10 protein-coding genes are annotated in these 18,610 nt (G+C 70.3%); 6 read left to right on the forward strand and 4 right to left on the reverse strand.

All coding sequences use genetic code 11. From position 1 onward, the window contains the following. The first annotated feature begins 2 nt into the window (after positions 1-2). Positions 3-2,021, forward strand: a complete 2,019-nt coding sequence (locus tag AB0B57_RS13170) for a hypothetical protein (RefSeq protein WP_357068573.1) — start codon at positions 3-5, stop codon at positions 2,019-2,021. A gap of 933 nt (positions 2,022-2,954) precedes the next feature. Here AB0B57_RS13170 and AB0B57_RS13175 read toward each other — a convergent pair. Beyond that, positions 2,955-3,326, reverse strand: coding sequence for a hypothetical protein (locus tag AB0B57_RS13175; protein ID WP_357068576.1), 372 nt, complete (start codon positions 3,324-3,326; stop codon positions 2,955-2,957). A 736-nt stretch (positions 3,327-4,062) separates the two neighbouring features. On the opposite strand from AB0B57_RS13175, the gene AB0B57_RS13180 reads away from it, so the two are divergent. Then, on the forward strand, positions 4,063-4,866 hold the full coding sequence (locus tag AB0B57_RS13180) for an HAD-IB family hydrolase (RefSeq protein WP_357068578.1): 804 nt from the start codon (positions 4,063-4,065) through the stop codon (positions 4,864-4,866). A gap of 162 nt (positions 4,867-5,028) precedes the next feature. Here AB0B57_RS13180 and AB0B57_RS13185 read toward each other — a convergent pair whose 3' ends face one another. Continuing rightward, the gene (locus AB0B57_RS13185; RefSeq protein WP_357068580.1) at positions 5,029-5,775 is read right to left on the reverse strand and encodes an oxidoreductase; all 747 of its coding nucleotides are present in this window, start codon (positions 5,773-5,775) and stop codon (positions 5,029-5,031) included. 264 nt (positions 5,776-6,039) lie between these two features. Here AB0B57_RS13185 and acs point away from each other — a divergent pair, with 264 nt between their 5' ends. The 4 genes from acs to AB0B57_RS13205 all read left to right on the forward strand — a co-directional run bounded on the left by acs (position 6,040) and on the right by AB0B57_RS13205 (position 15,035). Further along, on the forward strand, positions 6,040-8,004 hold the full coding sequence (gene acs / locus AB0B57_RS13190; protein WP_357068582.1) for an acetate--CoA ligase: 1,965 nt from the start codon (positions 6,040-6,042) through the stop codon (positions 8,002-8,004). Between the two features lie 268 nt (positions 8,005-8,272). After that, positions 8,273-11,068 (forward strand): immune inhibitor A domain-containing protein, encoded by a 2,796-nt coding sequence (locus tag AB0B57_RS13195; RefSeq protein ID WP_357068584.1) that lies wholly within the window; start codon positions 8,273-8,275, stop codon positions 11,066-11,068. Between the two features lie 344 nt (positions 11,069-11,412). Beyond that, entirely contained in the window at positions 11,413-13,866 is a 2,454-nt protein-coding gene (locus tag AB0B57_RS13200; RefSeq protein ID WP_357068949.1) for an immune inhibitor A domain-containing protein, read from the forward strand. Between the two features lie 236 nt (positions 13,867-14,102). Then, positions 14,103-15,035: an alpha/beta hydrolase gene (locus tag AB0B57_RS13205; protein WP_357068586.1), complete on the forward strand. Its 933-nt coding sequence runs from the start codon at positions 14,103-14,105 to the stop codon at positions 15,033-15,035. Between the two features lie 4 nt (positions 15,036-15,039). Here AB0B57_RS13205 and AB0B57_RS13210 read toward each other — a convergent pair whose 3' ends face one another. Together AB0B57_RS13210 and AB0B57_RS13215 are read right to left on the reverse strand one after the other, a co-directional pair. After that, on the reverse strand, positions 15,040-15,405 hold the full coding sequence (locus tag AB0B57_RS13210) for a hypothetical protein (protein WP_357068588.1): 366 nt from the start codon (positions 15,403-15,405) through the stop codon (positions 15,040-15,042). Then, complete coding sequence (locus AB0B57_RS13215) at positions 15,402-18,581, reverse strand: SseB family protein (protein WP_357068590.1); 3,180 nt, start codon at positions 18,579-18,581, stop codon at positions 15,402-15,404. Before AB0B57_RS13215 ends, AB0B57_RS13210 begins: the two co-directional genes overlap by 4 nt. Positions 18,582-18,610 lie beyond the last annotated feature (29 nt).

The raw sequence follows: 18,610 nt of genomic DNA on the forward strand, positions 1-18,610 counted from the left end.
CCTTGGACACCTTGAAAACCCTGGGCACCTACGTCGCCTTGTGCACCAGTGTCGCCCTGGGGTCCTTGTATGCCCTGCAAGCCCTGAGCGCCTTGCGCCCCCTGGACGCCGCTGTCGCCCTGAGCACCTTGAGCGCCCGTGTCGCCCTGGAAACCTTGGGAACCTTGAGTACCCTGAACACCGACGTCGCCCTGCGCTCCGACGTTTCCCTGAGCACCCTGAACACCGGCGTCACCCTGCGCTCCCTGAGGTCCCTGCGCACCGACCTCACCTTGCCCACCTTGCGCACCCTCAGCGCCCTGAGCGCCCTGAGCGCCGGCCTCGCCCTGCGCGCCCTGTGCACCGGTGTCGCCCTGCCCACCCTGCGCGCCTTGCGTACCGGCCACGCCCTGCGCACCCTGCGCACCCACGTCGCCCTGGAAGCCTTGCGCCCCCTGAACCCCGACGTCGCCCTGCGCACCGACGTTGCCCTGAGCACCCTGCGGACCCTGAACGCCGGCATCCCCCTGAACACCCTGCGCGCCCACGTCGCCCTGAAAGCCTTGGAAACCTTGCGCACCCTGAACACCGGCGTCACCCTGAGCGCCCTGAGCGCCCTGCGTACCGGCGTCACCTTGCGCACCCTGAGCGCCCTGAAGGCCCGCCTCGCCCTGAGCACCTTGGAAGCCTTGCGCCCCCTGAACCCCTACGTCACCCTGCGCACCGACGTTGCCCTGAGCACCCTGCGGACCCTGAACGCCGGCATCCCCCTGAACACCCTGCGCGCCCACGGGGCCCTGAAAGCCTTGGAAACCTTGCGCACCCTGAACACCGGCCTCGCCCTGCGCGCCTTGCGTACCGGCCTCGCCCTGCGCACCCTGAACACCCGCGTCACCCTGAGCGCCCTGAGCGCCCTGCGTACCGGCGTTACCTTGCGCACCCTGAGCGCCCTGAAGGCCCGCCTCGCCCTGCGCACCCTGGAAGCCCTGCGTCCCCTGAACTCCGACGTCGCCCTGCGCACCCTGCGCGCCCTGAGCACCGGCGTCGCCCGCCGCACCTTGAGCACCCTGAACCCCGGCATCGCCCTGGGCACCCTGGAAACCTTGAGCACCCTGAACGCCCGCACCGCCCTGCGCGCCCTGAGCACCGGCCTCACCCTGAGCGCCCTGCGTACCGGCCTCGCCCTGCGCACCTTGGACGCCCTGAGCGCCCTGCGTACCGGTCTCACCCTGCACACCTTGGACGCCCTGAGCGCCCAGGGCGCCCTGAGCACCAGCGTCGCCCTGGACGCCCTGGAAACCTTGAGCACCCTGAACGCCCGCACCGCCCTGCGCACCTTGAGCACCCTGTGTGCCCTGGACCCCGACGTCGCCCTGCGCGCCCGTCTCGCCCTGGAAACCCTGAGCGCCCTGCGCGCCCACCGCGCCCTGAGCACCAGCCTCGCCCTGCGCACCCTGAACACCCTGCGTGCCCTGAACACCCTGCGTGCCCTGAACACCCTGCGTGCCCTGCACACCGGCGTCGCCCTGCGCACCTTGAGCACCCGTCTCGCCCTGGAGACCTTGGAAACCTTGGGAGCCCTGAACGCCTGCGTTACCCTGTGCGCCCTGAGCTCCGGTCGCACCCTGAACGCCTGCATCGCCCTGCGCACCTTGGAAGCCCTGAGCACCCTGCGAGCCCGTCGCACCCTGCGCACCTTGAGCACCCACGTTGCCCTGCGCACCTTGTGCTCCCTGCGTGCCGGCCTCACCCTGCGCGCCCTGAACACCTTGAGCGCCCGAGTCCCCCTGGGCACCCTCGATTCCTTGAGGACCCTGGGCGCCGGTGTCGCCTTGAGCGCCGCTGTCGCCTCGGGCACCCTGGAAGCCTTGCGCGCCCCGTGCGCCCTGAGCGCCCGCATCGCCCTGCGCACCCTGAGCGCCTGTGTCGCCCTGGGGGCCTTGAGTGCCCTTGGGGCCATGCGAATCGCGGGGGTACGGCTTCTTACCCTCGTCGTGTTTAGCCCACGGGCCCTGCCAGCCCTGGGGGCCACAGTCCGTTGACGTGCCCGGGAACTGGTCCGACGAATCAAGATCGCCGCCGTCCTGGCGGACTGTCGACCAAGACGACGGCCACCCGCCGTACTGCCCAAGCGGACCCGGAGTGCCTACGTGCACGCCCCGGGCAGAGGAAGTCGCTTCCTCGGGTGGCGCTGCGGCCGCAGGCCCGCCCGTCATTCCGACTACCAGCAGGGCAGAGCCCAGCCCTGAAGCGGCGCGGCCATGCTTCAGCGCGCGCTGCAGCCGTCGGTCGTTGCTCATGACCCCTCCAGAGAGCCACCCCGGACATACCCAGAGCTACTTTGCGATGACTTAACGTCACCTATCAGGCGAGTTGCAGCGTATTGGACTGACTCATCCTCTGAAGGTGGTTTAGCAAGAGGTGCCCGCTTTTTAGGTCAAAGTGGATATTAGTCACAATCTGGCGTGCCCACCGCAGTTCGGAGCGGCAACCCGAAACCGCTTATCCAAAGGACTCGCAGTTCGGCGGTGAATCAGCACCAAGCTGGTCGCTCCGCTTGTGGCGAGGCACGCGGGGCCAGACGTCGACCACACCTCAACCGTGATCGCCTCGCAGGGCGTCAGCATTTCCGCAGCAGTGCTGGTGGCAATCCGGATGCGCCGGCACCGCGGTAGACCCGCGACCGGGCGCACGCCCCCCGGAGCGTCATTACGAGCGACCACAGTGGGGCGACAGTCGCGGTCGCCGTGGCGTTGCTGTTCATAGCCACCGGTACGCGTCGAGCCGCCGCACCTCTCAGTGACGCGGCGGTGCGGCATCCGCTGAAGACCGACCGACACTGGTCTGGCGGTGCACTGACCGCGTTCGCCATGGGTGGGCTGACGCTGAGACCCTTCCGCGCTACGGACTTCTCGGCTGTGCGCGCACTACAGCCACCCAACGCCACCCCCGCATCCTGGGGCGGTCGACGGCTCCTACAGCTCTTCAGGGGCGGGCCGAAGCAGACCCAACTGCGGATCGAAGCAGACCAGGCCGTGTTCCGCCGCGATTCGTGCGGCACCAGCCGAGACCTCCGCACAACGGCTGTACACCATCGGGAAGTAGATGAACGGTCCCGATGCCTCCGCGATCAGTGGCCCCGTCGACCACGGGCTCCGCTCTTCGTCGTCGTCCTCGGTGAGGTCGATCCACCGCTCAAGTAGGGCTTCGACATAGGCTCGGATGCGCGGCGTCGGCGGGATCTGGCCTGCACTGACACACCTCTCGTAGAGAGCCTGGAAGGCAGTCAGCGCTTCGGCGTTGTCGGCCGGCCTGTCGCCCTCCCACACCGCCAGGTCATAACTCATGCGCCGGAGTGTGCCAGCCAGCAACGACACGTCGCGGTACGTGACAGCGGTTGCACCTTCGGCTCACGAATGGGGTCGACGGTCCGGTAGCTGTGGCCGACGTCGACCGGTCAACGAGCATGGGCGCGCCGCGGCGGTGGAGGCCCATGGCGTATCGACCTCCCGCTTGCAGCGCACCGCCCACCGGAACAGCCCACACCGACGGCTCTCCCGTGGCACGCGATCCCAATCCCCAGTGGCGCGTCCGGCTTGGCCACCCACGTCGGCGAGAGCCGCGACCGAGGCTCTGCACATGAAAGCCCCGACCAGCACGCCCATACCCCCGACGGCCTTGCCGCCTCCGACCATGCAACGGCATCCCGGAAGATCTGGACGGGCCGGGGGACCACGGTGGCACGCTCCCACGGGAAAGGGACGACCCCCGCCGGGGGGAGACGGGGGTCGTCGAAGGTTCGGCTCCGGGGGGGTCGAGCCGAACCACTCAGCGGCCACGGGGGGTGCAACCGCTGAGGGTCTTGTCGGTTTCGAGGATGTGAAAGCTCGTCGTACGGACAAGTCTGCCTGAGCGGACCCGTCACGTCGAGTGGTGCCGACCCCACTCAGTGCGAAATTCTCCTCGCAGGCTGTGATCGTGATCACGCAGAGCGGGATTAATGGTGCCAGCCGGCAGGTCTGGACGGGTGGCCTGCCCCCGGGCACCCGCCGACGATAGACCATCCGGCTAGACTTTCGCGCCGTGGGCCGAAGTGCCGCTTTCTTCGATCTGGACAAGACCGTCATCGCCAAGTCGAGCGCCCTGGCGTTCGGTCGGCCGTTCTACCGGGACGGGCTGATCACCCGGCGTGATGTGGTCAAGTCGGCGTACGCGCAGCTGATGTTCCGGCTGGGCGGCACCGACGAGCAGACCATGGCCCGAACACGGGACTACCTGGCCGCGCTCTGCAAGGGCTGGCAGGTGGAGCAGGTCCGCCAGATCGTCGCGGAGACACTGCACGAGCTGATCAACCCCTATGTGTACGCCGAAGCCGCCGTGCTGATCGCGGAGCACCAGGCGGCCGGGCGAGACGTGGTGCTGGTGTCGGCGTCGGGCGAGGAGATGGTCCGCCCGATCGGCGAGTTGCTCGGGGTCACCGACGTGATCGCCACCCGGATGACGGTCCGGGACGGCCGGTACAGCGGCGAGGTCGAGTTCTACGCGGCCGGCCCGAGCAAGGTCGAGGCGGTCGGCGAGCTGGCCGCCGCCCGGGGTTACGACCTGGCCGACTCGTACGCCTACTCGGACTCGTACAGCGATCGTCCTCTGCTGGAGTGCGTCGGACACCCGAGTGTGGTCAACCCGGACCGGCAGCTGCGCAAGCTGGCCTCGGAGAACGCCTGGCCGGTCCTGGAGTTCCGGCACCCGATCCCACTGGGCCGCCGCCTGCGGGAACGACCCGCCGTCCCGGTGGCCGCTGCGGCCCTGGGCGTCGGGGTGGGCGTTGCGATCGGGATCGCTTGGTACGGCCGCCACCGTCGCACCCGCGCCGCCACCACCGCCTAACCCCCCACCCACCCCACCCCACCCCCGCGCCACCCACTCTCGGGTCGATCATGGAGTCGTGGTGGGCATCTTCAACCGATTGGCACCTTTTGCGGCCCACCATAACTGCATGATCGACGCGGCAAGGGGCGGGGCACAGGGGCGACAGCGCAGTGGGTCCGCTCAGGTGGCGGCGAGGATCTCGTCGCCGATGGCGGTGAGTTGGTCGGCGCCGACCTCGACAGCCGACATGTAGTGGCGTAGCCAGGAACGCAGTCCGTCCGGAGTGCCGGTGGCGAAGGCACCTGCCGAACCGACGTACTCGGGCTCGCGCTCGCGGTGCCCGACATCGACGGCGAGTAGGCCGCGCGGGTCGAGGCCGCTGGCGAGCAGCACCAGCCGGGCGGCGCCCCGGGCCACCACGCCGGACGGCCCGGCGAACGGGCGCAGGTTCAGCAGCTCTCCGTGTACGACCGCGGCAAGCACCAGCGGAGAGACCTTCGTGCCACCGGCGACCAGCCCGGCGAGCCCGTCCAGTCGGGTGGCGACCACCGGGTCGGCCACCGGGCGGCCCAGCTCGGCCTCCGGCACGATGTCGCGCGCGGCGAGCACGTGCAGTTTCGCGAGAGCCTGGCGGGGTGCCTTCGGCCACAGGTCACTCAGGCTGGGCAGTGCCCCGGCGACCCGCAGGGCTCCCTGGAGCACGGGATCGGTCACGGTGCCGGCCCGGACCGCCTCGCGTTCGTGCCCGGCCCCCTCAAGGGCGGCGCTGGCCACCGCGGAGCGGAGGCTGACCTCGGCGGCGACCTGCCCGCCGTGCCGGCGCAGCGCCCGGTGCCCGAGCGCCTGGTCGAATCGTTCCCGGGCCCGTTCGACGGCGGCGGGGACGTCGGCGAGCGCGAGCAGGGGCGCGAGCGGGTCGGAGGTCACCCCGTCACGCTAACGACCCGGCCCGGCCCGGCGGGGCGCACCCGGCCGCAGCGCGACCCGGACCACCCGCCCCGGCACCCCGTTCAACGCCGACACCCCTTGCGGGCAAGGTGCCACGTGCGGCGACCCAGGTGGGGAGGGCCGTCGGGCGCGCGGCGGGGGCCGCTCGGCGCGACGGGGCGGGCAGCGGTCGCCGCCCGGAGGACCCGCGACTACCCTCGTGCCCAGCGAGACGCAGGTCACCCGAGGACGAGGAGTCACGGCATGAGCGAGGCATTGGCCAATCTGCTGAACGAGACGCGCCAGTTCCCCCCGCCGGCCGAACTCGCCGCGCACGCCAACGTCACCATCGACGCCTACGCCGAGGCCGAGGCCGACCGGCTCGCCTTCTGGGCGAAGCAGGCCGACCGGCTGGCCTGGTCGAAGACGTGGGACGAGGTGCTCGACTGGTCGAACCCGCCGTTCGCGAAGTGGTTCGTCGGTGGGCAGCTCAACGTCGCGTACAACTGCCTGGACCGGCACGTCGAGGCGGGCCGGGGCGACAAGGTCGCCATCCACTGGGAGGGCGAGCCGGGCGACACCCGGACCATCACGTACGCCGACCTGCACGAGTTGACCTGCCGGGCGGCGAACACGCTCACCGAGCTGGGTGTCACGGCCGGCGACCGGGTGGCGATCTACCTGCCGATGATTCCGGAGGCGGCGGTCGCGATGCTGGCCTGCGCCCGGATCGGCGCGGCGCACAGTGTGGTCTTCGGCGGCTTCTCCGCCGACTCGCTGAGCAACCGCATCCAGGACGCCAGCGCCAAGGTGGTGATCACCGCGGATGGTGGCTACCGGCGGGGCAAGCCGTCGGCGCTGAAGCCGACGGTGGACGAGGCGGTGGCGAGTTGCCCGTCGGTGGAGCACGTGCTGGTGGTCCGCCGCACCGGCGAGGAGGTGGCCTGGTCGGCGAAGGACCACTGGTGGCACGAGACGGTGGAGACCGCGTCGGCCGAGCACACCGCGCAGCCGTTCGACGCGGAGCACCCGCTGTTCATCCTCTACACCAGCGGCACCACGGCCCGCCCGAAGGGCATCCTGCACACCACCGGCGGCTACCTGACCCAGGCGTCGTACACGACACACGCGGTCTTCGACCTCAAGCCGGAGACGGACGTCTACTGGTGCACCGCCGACATCGGCTGGGTCACCGGCCACACCTACATCGTGTACGGCCCGCTCTCCAACGGCGCGACCCAGGTGATGTACGAGGGCACCCCGGACACCCCGCACAAGGGCCGCTTCTGGGACATCGTCGAGAAGTACAAGGTCAGCATCCTCTACACCGCGCCGACGCTGATCCGCACGATGATGAAGTGGGGCGAGGACATTCCGGCCGGCCACGACCTGTCGTCGCTGCGGCTGCTCGGCAGCGTCGGCGAGCCGATCAACCCCGAGGCCTGGATGTGGTACAGGGAGTTCATCGGCGGCGGAGCGCTGCCCATCGTCGACACCTGGTGGCAGACCGAGACGGGCGCCATGATGATCTCCCCGTTGCCGGGGGTGACCGCGACGAAGCCGGGGTCGGCGATGGCCCCGCTGCCGGGCATCGTGGCCGACGTGGTGGACGACCAGGGCCAGTCGGTGCCGAACGGCGGTGGCGGTTACCTGGTGCTGCGCGAGCCGTGGCCGTCGATGCTGCGCACCATCTGGGGCGACGACGACCGGTTCATCGAGACCTACTGGAGCCGGTTCGAGGGCATGTACTTCGCCGGTGACGGGGCGAAGAAGGACGACGACGGGCACATCTGGCTGCTCGGCCGGGTCGACGACGTGATGCTGGTGTCCGGGCACAACATCTCCACCACGGAGGTGGAGTCGGCGCTGGTGTCGCACCCGTCGGTGGCCGAGGCGGCGGTGGTGGGTGCGACCGACCCGACCACCGGGCAGGCCATCGTCGCGTTCGCCATTCCGCGCGGCAGCACCGACATCGCCGGCGACGCGGGTGAGCAGCTCATCGCCGAGTTGCGCAACCACGTGTCGAAGACGCTCGGGCCGATCGCCAAGCCGCGGCAGATCATGCTGGTGGCGGAGCTGCCGAAGACCCGCTCGGGCAAGATCATGCGTCGGTTGCTGCGCGATGTCGCGGAGAACCGGTCGCTCGGTGACGTGACCACGTTGCAGGACTCCTCGGTGATGGATTTGATCTCCTCGGGGATGAGCGGCGCGAAGTCCGACGAGGACTGACGGCAGGCGTACACACCGGAGGGTGGCGGTCCGTGCGGACCGCCACCCTCCGTCATGTCTTACGGGTACGACTCACACCGGCGCGCCGGTGTCACATCGGTCGGTCGGCCGACCCGACAGCGGCTAAACGGCCACAGCCGGTGGGCCACCTCTGTCCTTTCGGTTGCTTGTGACTTAGGTTCACGCAGGTTGGAAGAGTTCGACACTCGTCACATCGATCGTCGAACGACCCCACGTCCTCCTCCCCATGCCCGAGAAACGGAGCGGCATGAACCACAAACCCCAGTCCGGGTCGCGCCGACGGCTACTCGTCGCGCTGCCCGCCATCGCCCTCGCGGCCACGTCACTGACCGTGACCGGCAGCGCGGCCGCCCAGTCGGCGTCGCCGACGCCCCGGGCGGTGATCGGCGCCGATGAGCACTACATCAACTACGCCGAGCCCGAGGTGCAGCCGGACACCACAGGCCGCGAGGTGAAGGGCAAGGGCGGCGTCTACACCCCTGCCGTGGAGTCCGCGCGCGAGTTCGACCAGAAGCACGCTCCGGGCAACCCGGTGACCGCCCGGCAGCTGGCCAAGGACGAGGCCAAGTCGCTGAAGACCGGTCAGAACCCCCGCAAGTTCAAGAAGGCGCCGACCACGCAGACGGCGAAGCTGCTGACGTTGCTCGTCGAGTTCAACGACAAGGCCAACGACGACTTCACCGGCGTGATGGTCCCGAAGACGGTGTTTGAGGACCGCACCTGCGTGCCCGGCACCGTGCAGAACGGGCCGAAGCACAACAAGATCCCGGACCCGTCGCGGCTGCCGCACGAGGACAACAACTCGATGTGGGTGCCGGACTTCTCGCCGTCGCACTACAACAAGATGCTGTACAGCAAGAAGGGCATCACCGAGCGGGTCCGCAAGGACCTGAAGGGCCCGGACGGCAAGAAGGGCATCGACCTCTCCGGTCGCACGATGCACAACATGTACCTGGAGATGTCCAAGAACGCGTACACGGTGGACGGGCAGGCCAGCCCGTGGATCACCGTGCCGCACTCGGAGGGCTGGTACGCGGCCAACCGCTGCTTCCAGGACGAGACCGGCGCCTGGGTTCCCGGCCGCGAGCAGTCGATGAACGGCCACCCGGACAACCCGGCCGGCGCGGGCCGCCTGGCGACCGACGCGATCGACGCGCTCGTCGCCAAGGACCCGACCTTCCCGTGGGCCGACTACGACATCGAGGACCAGGCCGACCGCGACGGTGACGGCAACGTCTACGAGCCGGACGGCGTGATCGACCACCTCGTGCTGGTGCACGCCGGTCAGGGCAAGTCGCGTGGCGGTGGCGCCGAGGGCGTGTACGCCGTCTGGGCGCACTCCTCCACGGTCGCCGGTGGTTACACCATCCCGGGCACCAACCTCAAGGCGTCGAACTACATCGTGCAGCCGGAGGACGCGGGCGTCGGCGTCTTCGCCCACGAGTTCGGCCACGACCTGGGCCTGCCGGACCTCTACGACACGTCCGGCAACGCCGACTCCGACGTGGACTTCTGGGACCTGATGGCCTCGGGCTCACACTCGGGTGAGATCTTCCAGGCGTTGCCCACGCACATGGGCATCTGGGACAAGTGGGTGCTCGGCTGGGCCGACCCGCTGACCATCCGCCCCGGGTCCAACCCGCGTGAGGTGAAGCTCGGGCAGACCTCGCGTACGCCTATCGACTCCGAGGACGGCATCAAGGTCGACCTGCCGGACAAGGTCACGACGCTGGCCACGCCGCACAGCGGCACCAAGATGTGGCACAGCAACAACGACCAGAGCTGGGCCGACGTCAAGCTGAGCCGGTCGGTCGAGGTGCCGTCGGCGGCGGACGCCAAGTTCTGGATGTGGAACAACTACATCATCGAAGAGGACTGGGACTACGGCTTCGTCGAGCTCTCCACCGACGGCGGCGCGACCTGGACCGAGCAGAAGGTGTACGCCGAGGGTGGCACCGTGGTCACCACGCCCGACGGTTACCCGGACCCGAACGGCCGGATGAACGACTTCGGCGGCAAGAAGTACGGCCTGACCGGCAGCACCAACGGCTGGCGCCACGACTACGTCGACCTGTCGGCGTACGCGGGGACGACCGTGCAGCTGCGACTGCGCCAGGCCACCGACGAGGCGTTCGAGGAGCGCAACTGGTTCGCCGACGACTTCTCGGTCACCGGCGGCGGCGCCACCACGTGGAGCGACGACGTCGAGGGCGGCGCCAACGGCTGGACGGCCACCGGCGGCACCTTCGTCGACACCAACGGCGGGGGCTGGAAGGTCTCCAGCGGCACCGAGGTGCACGCGCAGTTCTACCTGGCCGAGTGGCGCAACTTCGACGGCTTCGACAAGGGCCTGAAGTACGCGTACGACACGATCTACTCGCACGAGGCGTGGAAGGTCGACCGGATCTCGTACAACGCGCCGGGCATGCTCGTGTGGTACCGGGACAGCGCGCTCGGCGACGTCAACCACGTCACCGGGCAGATGACCGCCCTGCCCAGCTACGGCGCGAAGGGCGGGTTGCTCATCGTCGACTCGCACTTCGACCCGTACCGCCGCACGGGCGTGGCGGCCGAGAAGGACCCGTCGGTGACGGACAACCTGCCCAGCCGTCCGCAGTCGGCCAACGCGGCCTTCGGTCTCCAGAAGACGTACCCCTTCACGGAGTGCCTGGAGGCGGCGGGCGAGCCGTACAGCGCGTACTGCACGAAGTTCAAGGCGCAGGCGCCGGTGAAGTCCTTCACCGATGCCAAGACCTGGTACCCGGGCATCGAGATGCGGGACGGGTCTCCGTACGCGCGGGACAACGACGCGTCGGTGGTCGTCCCGTCGCGGAACAACGCGCCGTACACCACCCGGGTCACCCACCCGGACGGTAGCCCGGCGCCGGAGTTCTACGGCGTGACCCTGGGCGGTGGCGCGATCGTGCTGGGCACCGGCAACCCCGGTGACGCGGGCGTGAACTACGGCGTGTCGCTCACCGTCAAGAAGGCCGCGAAGGACAACTCGTCCGCGACGATCTTCGTCACCCCGGCGAAGAAGTAGTCGTTCGGTTGAGCGGTAACTGATTTCAGCGGTGTTGGTGGGGCCGGTGGCGGAGACGCCTCCGGCCCCACTGTCGTACATCGATCACATTGATCGAAATGTGTCGTTGCAACCCGGGGCGGCCGAGCCTCCGCTGGTCAACGTGGCTGATGAAGCGTTGGGGTGTGACGGTGGAAAGCATTCCCAACAAAATCTTGCAACAAATCGACGCGTTCGTCTTCCCACCCGTCCCGGCAGTAACTATGTTCACCAATGGTCCCACTCGTGGGATCGATCTCCCACCGGCCTCTACCCCCGTTGGGCCGGTTCCCTCACACCGGAGGTACCACGTGCGCAAAGTCGCAGTGGGTCTGCTCGGGCTCTCACTGACGGCGACAGGCCTGGCTTTCGGCCCGTCCGCCTCGGCGGCGCCTCAGCCCAAACTGCCGGTAGCAGCACCTGCCGCTGCCGAACCGCAGGCGCTGAAGGATGAGCTTCCCGACACGCTCGAGGACAAGCGGCGCGCCCTGCGCGAGCAGGGTCTCAGCGACGTGCTGAGCGGCCGCAGCAAGCCGATCGAGCGCAACGGCAGCACCGTCGTCAAGGTCGGCGAGGTCGGGAAGCAGGCCACCAACAAGGCCAACGCCCGCACCGCCGCCACCGATCCGCCCACCCAGGATCAGTACGTCGAGCTTGAGCGTGAGCGGACCGACAAGATCTTCGTGATCCTGGCCGAGTTCGGTGACGAGCGGCACCCGTCCTTCCCGGACAAGGACATGGCCCCGGACATCGCCGGGCCGACGACGTTCCAGGGGCCGCTGCACAACAAGATCCCCGAGCCCAACCGGGCCGTGGACAACTCCACCATCTGGCAGCCGGACTTCAGCCCGGAGCACTTCCGCCAGGTCTACTTCGGCACCAACCCGGGCGACGAGTCGCTCAAGCAGTACTACGAGGCGCAGTCCTCGGGTCGCTACACCGTCGAGGGTGAGGTGACCGACTGGGTCAAGGTCCGGTACAACGAGGCCCGTTACGGGCGCTCCGACGACCCGATCCCGGACCCGCTGCCCGGCCAGCCGATCGACCCGCGGGACGACCGGGCCGTCTGCGCCGACAACGTCTGCTCGAACACCTGGGACCTGGTCCGCGACGCCGCCAACCAGTGGGTCGTCGACCAGAAGGCCAAGGGCCGGACGGACGCGCAGATCGCCGAGGAGATGAAGTCCTTCGACCAGTGGGACCGATTCGACTTCGACCACGACGGCAACTTCAACGAGTCCGACGGTTACATCGACCACTTCCAGATCGTCCACTCTGGCGGCGACCAGGCCGACGGTGACCCGCAGCAGGGTGAGGACGCCATCTGGAGCCACCGTTGGTCGGCGTTCAACAGCTCGCCCGTCGGCCCGGCGAACAACCGGGCTGGTGGCACCCAGATCGGCAACACTGGCATCTGGATCCGCGACTACACGATCCAGCCGGAAAACGGCGGCCGCAGCGTCTTCTACCACGAGTACGCCCACGACCTGGGCCTGCCGGACGACTACGGACCCGGGGACAACAACAACGAGCACTGGACCCTGATGGCCCAGAGCCGGCTCGGTGCCAAGAACGACGCCGGCATCGGCGACCGGGGCGGCGACCTCGGCGCGTGGAACAAGTTCCAGCTCGGCTGGCTCGACTACGAGGTGGTCGTCGCGGGCCAGGACAAGAAGCTGGAGCTCGGTCCACAGGAGTACAACTCGAAGGAAGCACAGGCTGTCGTGGTGGTGCTGCCCAAGCGGGAGTACACCTTCAACTACGGCGCACCTGTCGAAGGCTCCAAGCAGTATTTCTCCGGTAACGAGGACGACCTCGACAGCTCGATGACGAGGACGTTCGACCTCACCGGCAAGTCTTCCGCGGCGCTGTCGCTCAAGGGCAAGTACAGCATCGAATCCAACTACGACTACCTCTACTTCGAGGCGTCGACGGACGGTGGCCAGACCTGGATCGACCTGAACGGCACGGCCAACGGCCAGCCGATCGGCGTCGATGGCGCCGGCCGCCCGGCCCTCTCCGGCAGCAGCAAGGGCACCTGGGTCGACATCAACATCCCGCTGACGGCGGTCGCCGGCAAGGCGACGCAGGTTCGCCTGCACTACGTCACCGACGGTGGTGTCTCCGAGGGCGGTTTCTTCGGTGACGCGATCACCGTGACCGCCGACGGGCAGACCGTGTTCAGCGACGGCGCCGAGACCGACGCCGGCTGGGCCCTGGAGGACTTCCAGGTGGTCGGTGCGACCTACACCCGGCTGTTCGACAACTTCTACATCGCCGGCAACCGGTCGTACGTCTCGTACGACAAGTACCTGAAGACCGGCCCGTACTTCTTCGGCTACGCGAACACCCGCCCGGACTGGGTGGACCACTACGCGTACCAGGAGGGCCTGCTCATCTCGTACTGGAACACCCGGTTCTCCGACAACAACACCATGCCGGCGTCGGAGGCCAACCCGGGTGGTCACCCGGGTGAGGGTCGCAACCTGTACATCGACGCGCACCCGGAGCCGATCTACAACCTGACCGGTGCTCCGTGGCGGGCCCGGGTCCAGGTCTACGACGCGCCGTTCAGCCTCAAGAAGGCCGACTCGTTCACCCTGCGCCTCAACAGCCAGCCGCAGTACATCCGCGGTCAGGCTGCCCAGCCCCTGTTCGACGACACCAAGAAGTACTTCTACGAGGAGCTGCCGAACCACGGCGTCAAGCTCCCCGCGACCGGTGTCAAGATCAAGGTTCTGGAGCAGGACGGCACCTCGATGAAGATCCGGATCTTCTGACCGACGATCCCGCACCACCCAGCGGCGCCCGGGCAGCTTGTCTGCCCGGGCGCCGCCCTTCGTCCAGCCGGCCGGATTCGCCGTGCTCGTCGCGCCGACCGGGGTTCGCGCCGGCATCGGCACCCGTTGACGCGGCCGACCCGCGCCAGCGTGTCGCTAGGGGACATCCCGGGCTTCTCCCTGTTCAACGCGACCACCAGGGCCGTCGCCGGTGACCGGGTCCTAGGCTGTCTGCCATGACCGACCAGCGCGGCGGAGTCGTCGACGAGTCCTGTGTCCTCACCGAGGGGCCGTGGACGCACCGTTTCGTCGGCGCCAACGGCACCCGCTTCCATGTGGTCGAGGCCGGCACCGGGCCGATGGTGCTCTTCCTGCACGGCTTCCCAGAACACTGGTGGGCGTGGCACCGGATGCTCCCGGCGGTCGCCGACGCCGGCTTCCGGGCGGTCGCCGTCGACCTGCGCGGCTACGGCGCCAGCGACAAACCACCCCGGGGGTACGACGGTTACACCCTCGCGGCCGACATCGCCGGGTTGATCCGCGCGCTCGGTGAACGGTCGACGACGATCGTGGGCAGCGGCGTCGGCGGCATGGTGGGCTGGACGGTGGCGTCCTTCCACCCGCCCCTGGTCCGCCGGCTCGTGGTGTTGGGGGCACCACACCCGCTGCGCCTGCGCGCCGGCATCTTCGCCGACCCACGCGGGCAGTTCGCCGCCTCCACCCCCGCGTTGAAGTTCCAACTCCCCCGCTACGAACACGTCCTGACCCGCGACGGCGCGGCTGCCATCGCGGAGATCCTGCGCCGCTGGGGCGGACCACACTGGGTCGCCGGGCCGGACTTCGACGCGTACGCCGAGCGGTGTCGGGAGGCGATGTGCATCCCGCAGGCCGCGTTCTGCGCGTTGGAAGGCTACCGCTGGGCGTTCCGCTCACTGCTGCGGCTGCACGGCTACCGGTTCGTCCGCCTGATGCAGAAACCACTGGCCACCCCGACCCTGCAACTGCACGGCGCGCTGGACCCCGCCTCCCTGCCGCGCACCGCCCTGGGCTCCGGGCGCTACGTCGTCGCCCCGTACGAGTGGCGACTGCTCGACGGGGTGGGGCACTTCCCGCACCTGGAGGCGCCGGAGTTGGTGCTCGGCGAGATCCTGCGCTGGGCCAAGAGCTGACCGCTCAGACCCGCTGCTCCCGCAGGTCGGTGACCTCGGAGGCCGGAGCCCAACCCTGGTAGACGCCGAAGTCGAAGACCTCCAGCCGCATCGCCTCGGCCACCGGCCAGCGGCCACCTGTGTATTCCACCCGCAACCAGGCGTCATGCTCGCCCAGCACGATGAACGGCTGGCCCTGCCAGGTGCAGGTGGTCCGCACGTACGCCAGGTCCTCGATCTCGGTCGCCGGCAGCACCCGGACGTACCGGCCCGCGCGGACCTCCTCGAAGCCCTCGCCCGGCTCGGGTTGGTACAGGCGGATGTTGTCGCCGTCCGGGCTGGCCTGGTATTCCCGGCCCTGCCACCGGGCCACGTAACCGTCGCGCATCACGCCTCACCGACCCGTCGCCAGACCACCGTGTCGGTGTCGAGCTCCGCGACCACCCGCTCGGTGCCGTCCGCGCCGATCCGCCAGAGTTGCGTGCCGTGCGGGAGGCGCGCGCTGTCCACCTTGAACTCCGCGACCACGTCGCTGCTCTCCCCCGGGGCGAAGCCGTTGCCCCGGAACGGCGGGCGTTCGATGACCCAGCCCTCCATGGCCCGCATCGCCGGTTCGTTCTGACCGCCGTACGGGATCCGGTAGAGACTCGGCCGGTGCGCCGGCCAGCGCAACACGTAGATCTCCTCGGCATCCCTGGCGAACGGCGATCCGGGGTAGCTGAGGCCGAGCGCGTCGTGCACCTGCGCGGGCGTGGTCAGGTGGGCCAGCTCACCGGCCCGGTGCACGAAGCCGGAGACCCGGTCGTACCCCCGATCCAGGTAGTACGCGAGTTGGCTGGGCGCGACCGCCTTCTGCATGACAGTCGGTCGGGCCGGGTCGACCGCCGCCGGAGCGTACCGGGGGCGGGCGGTGGGCTCCGCCACGGCCGGCGCTTCCTCCGGGTCCACCTCCAGGTCGTCACCGAGCCCCACCTCGGCGGCCCAGTTGGCCAACGCGACGATCTGTTCCCCGGGCAGCTTGGCACCGACCGGGGTGCCCGGGTTGACGGCGAACGACCAGTCCTCGTCCGGCCAGCGCCGGATCAGTTGGGCGAACTTCACACCGACGGTGGTGACGTCGCCCTCGACGTGGTCGGCGAGGCGCTCCGGCGACGTGTAGACCACCACGTACGTCTCGCCGTCGAGCTGCGCCGTACGCCAGACGAAGCCCGCGTCACCGGGCCGGCTGCCCGGCACCGAATCCGGTGCCGCCGGCAGCAGCACCCGGGCCAGCAGCAGGGTGGACAGGAACGTGTCGGTGCTGCCGGCACCGGCGGCACCGAGCAGGTCCTCCTCGACGGTGTTGGCCGGCTCGAACTCGACCGGGGCCGGCTCGTCGACGGGCGGCGGCTGCCCGGCGCCGTCCCCGGTCGCGGTCACGCCACTGCCGACCCGATCCGCGCCGGTCGCGCCGCTGGGCCGATCCGCGCTGGTCGCGCCGCTGCCGACCCAATCCGCGGCAGTCGCGCCACTGCCGTACCGATCCGCGTCGGTCGCGCCGCTGCCGTACCGATCCGCGTCGGTCGCGTCGACCGACGAGCCGTCGGTGTCGGTGCGTTCGCCGCTGACCGGGACGCCACTGCGGTCAGCGCTGGGCCCGCCGCCCGTGCCGGCACCGACCAGACCGTCCGCGGCAGGCCCACCACTGGTGGGTGGCACCGACGGGCTCGGACCGGGGTTGAACGACGCGGGACCGGACCGGCTCACACTGGACGACGACGGACTGAACAGGTCCGGACCGGAGGGCGCCGAGTCGAACGGTCGCGGGGCGGGCTCGGCGGGGCGGGGCTGCCGGGCCGCGTCGAACAGGCCGTTGGCCTCGACCGGGTCGGTGAGGTCGCGGGACTCGATGATGGTGCCCTCGATGACGATGGGCGTGAAGCCGCGACGCGGCGCGGGCGGGCTGGAGACCGGTTCCGCGGCAGACACCGACAGCTCTTCCACCGGCCCGAATCGGCTCGGCCGGTCGCGCGGGATCGCCTGGGTCTGCTCTGCGGCCGGGCCGAGTCGCTCCGCCGCTGCGCTCGGCGGCGGCTGGCCGGTCAGCCGAAAGGCGCGCGTGGGCTCCTCCGCCATCGGGTCGGGTCGGCGCGGTGGCAGGGGCTGGGTGATCTCCTCAGCCGGTGCCGGCGCGCGGACCCCGCGGGACGCACCGAGGTCGCCGGTCGGCCGCCGCAGCGGCCGGGTGGTGTCCGGGTCCGGCATTGGAAAGGCGCGTGTCGCGGCCTCCCCGGCCGACGCGTCGGCCGGGCGGCGACGTGGGAAGGGCTGGCTGCCCCGCCCGAATCGACTCGGTGGGGCCGCGCGGTCGGCGGGCCGACCCCCGCCCGGCGTGGGGTCGGACGCCCGGTCCCGGGCGGTGGTGGGTTCGAAGAAGGAACGCCGAGCGGGTTGGGGGCCGCCGTTGCCGTTGCCGTTACCGGCGGCCGGACCGTCGACGTCGCTCGGCCGGTTCGCAGCCGGCCAGCCAGTGCCGGGAGACTCGGCCGGCCAACCCGGGCCGGGAGACTCGGCCGGCCAACCCGGGCCGGGAGACTCGGCCTGCCAACCCGGGCCGGAGGACTCGGCCGGCCGACCGGGACTGGGGGATTCGGCCGGACCGACACCGGGACGGTCGGCGGGCGCCAACGGTGCGAACCGGGACGACCGACCGGTGCGGGGCAGGGGGCCGGCCGCGCCTGGTTGCGGCGGGCCGCTCGGGTGCCGGTGACCGGCGGCGGGCAGGTCATCCTGGCCGGGTCGGCGCGACGGCTCGACGGGGCCGGGCGTCCGCGACGCCGGGCCGGGCATCGGCGGGGTGCCCGCCGCCCGGGGCGTCGGACCCCACGCGCCCCGGCGGGGCGGGACCGCGGCAGAGGGGAACGGCGGAGGCGGGACCGCAGCAGGGGGGAACGCGGCTGGGGGGACCGCAGCCGGCGGGACCGCAGCCGGGGGGAACGGCGGAGGCGGGACCGCAGCCGGGGGGACCGCGTCAGGCGGAACCGGTGCAGACGGGACCGGGGCTGGCCCGGACGGCGTCGCGCCCATCGCGGGAGGTGCTCCAGCAGCTGCTGTGGCGTCCCGGCCCGGTGCACCGGTGCGGGTGCGGGCCAGGGTCTCCGCCCGCTCCAGGCGAGCGCGGGCACCCATGGTGCGGCCGGGCAGGCGCACGTCGCCCCGGGAGAGTTGCGACACGAACCACGCTGGCAGGTAGCCCTCGACCGGCAGACCTGGGTTGACGGCGAGCCACCACTCCTGGTTGGGCCAGCCGACCGCGAGGTCGGCGAAGGGCACGCGTCGGTTGCTGCCGGGGTGCTCACCGAGGCAGGCCCGCAGTGCGCCGGCCGACGTGAAGGCCAGCACGTGTGTCCGGCCACCGGTGGTCCAGGTGCCCCAGCCGGGGGGTGCCTGGCCGGGTTGCGCCGGCGCGGAGACCGGCAGCAGCAGATCGGTGCGGGACAGGAGCCGGAAGTAGAGCTCCTGGTCGTTGGCGCGCAGCGCGTCGCGCATCGCCACCTCGGCCTCCGTGGCCGGCTCCCATTCGGTCACGGCCACCTCCCCTTCCGAGAACAGGCCAC

This window comes from Micromonospora sp. NPDC049101 (assembly GCF_040648675.1).
Taxonomy (GTDB): Bacteria; Actinomycetota; Actinomycetes; order Mycobacteriales; family Micromonosporaceae; genus Micromonospora.

What these genes read in the sequence shown, in the direction of transcription:
- AB0B57_RS13175 (WP_357068576.1), bottom strand. Translation starts at nt 3,326, where the DNA reads ATGAGTTATGACCTGGCGGTGTGGGAGGGCGACAGGCCGGCCGACAAC.
- acs (WP_357068582.1), top strand. Translation starts at nt 6,040, where the DNA reads ATGAGCGAGGCATTGGCCAATCTGCTGAACGAGACGCGCCAGTTCCCC.
- AB0B57_RS13195 (WP_357068584.1), top strand. Translation starts at nt 8,273, where the DNA reads ATGAACCACAAACCCCAGTCCGGGTCGCGCCGACGGCTACTCGTCGCG.
- AB0B57_RS13205 (WP_357068586.1), top strand. Translation starts at nt 14,103, where the DNA reads ATGACCGACCAGCGCGGCGGAGTCGTCGACGAGTCCTGTGTCCTCACC.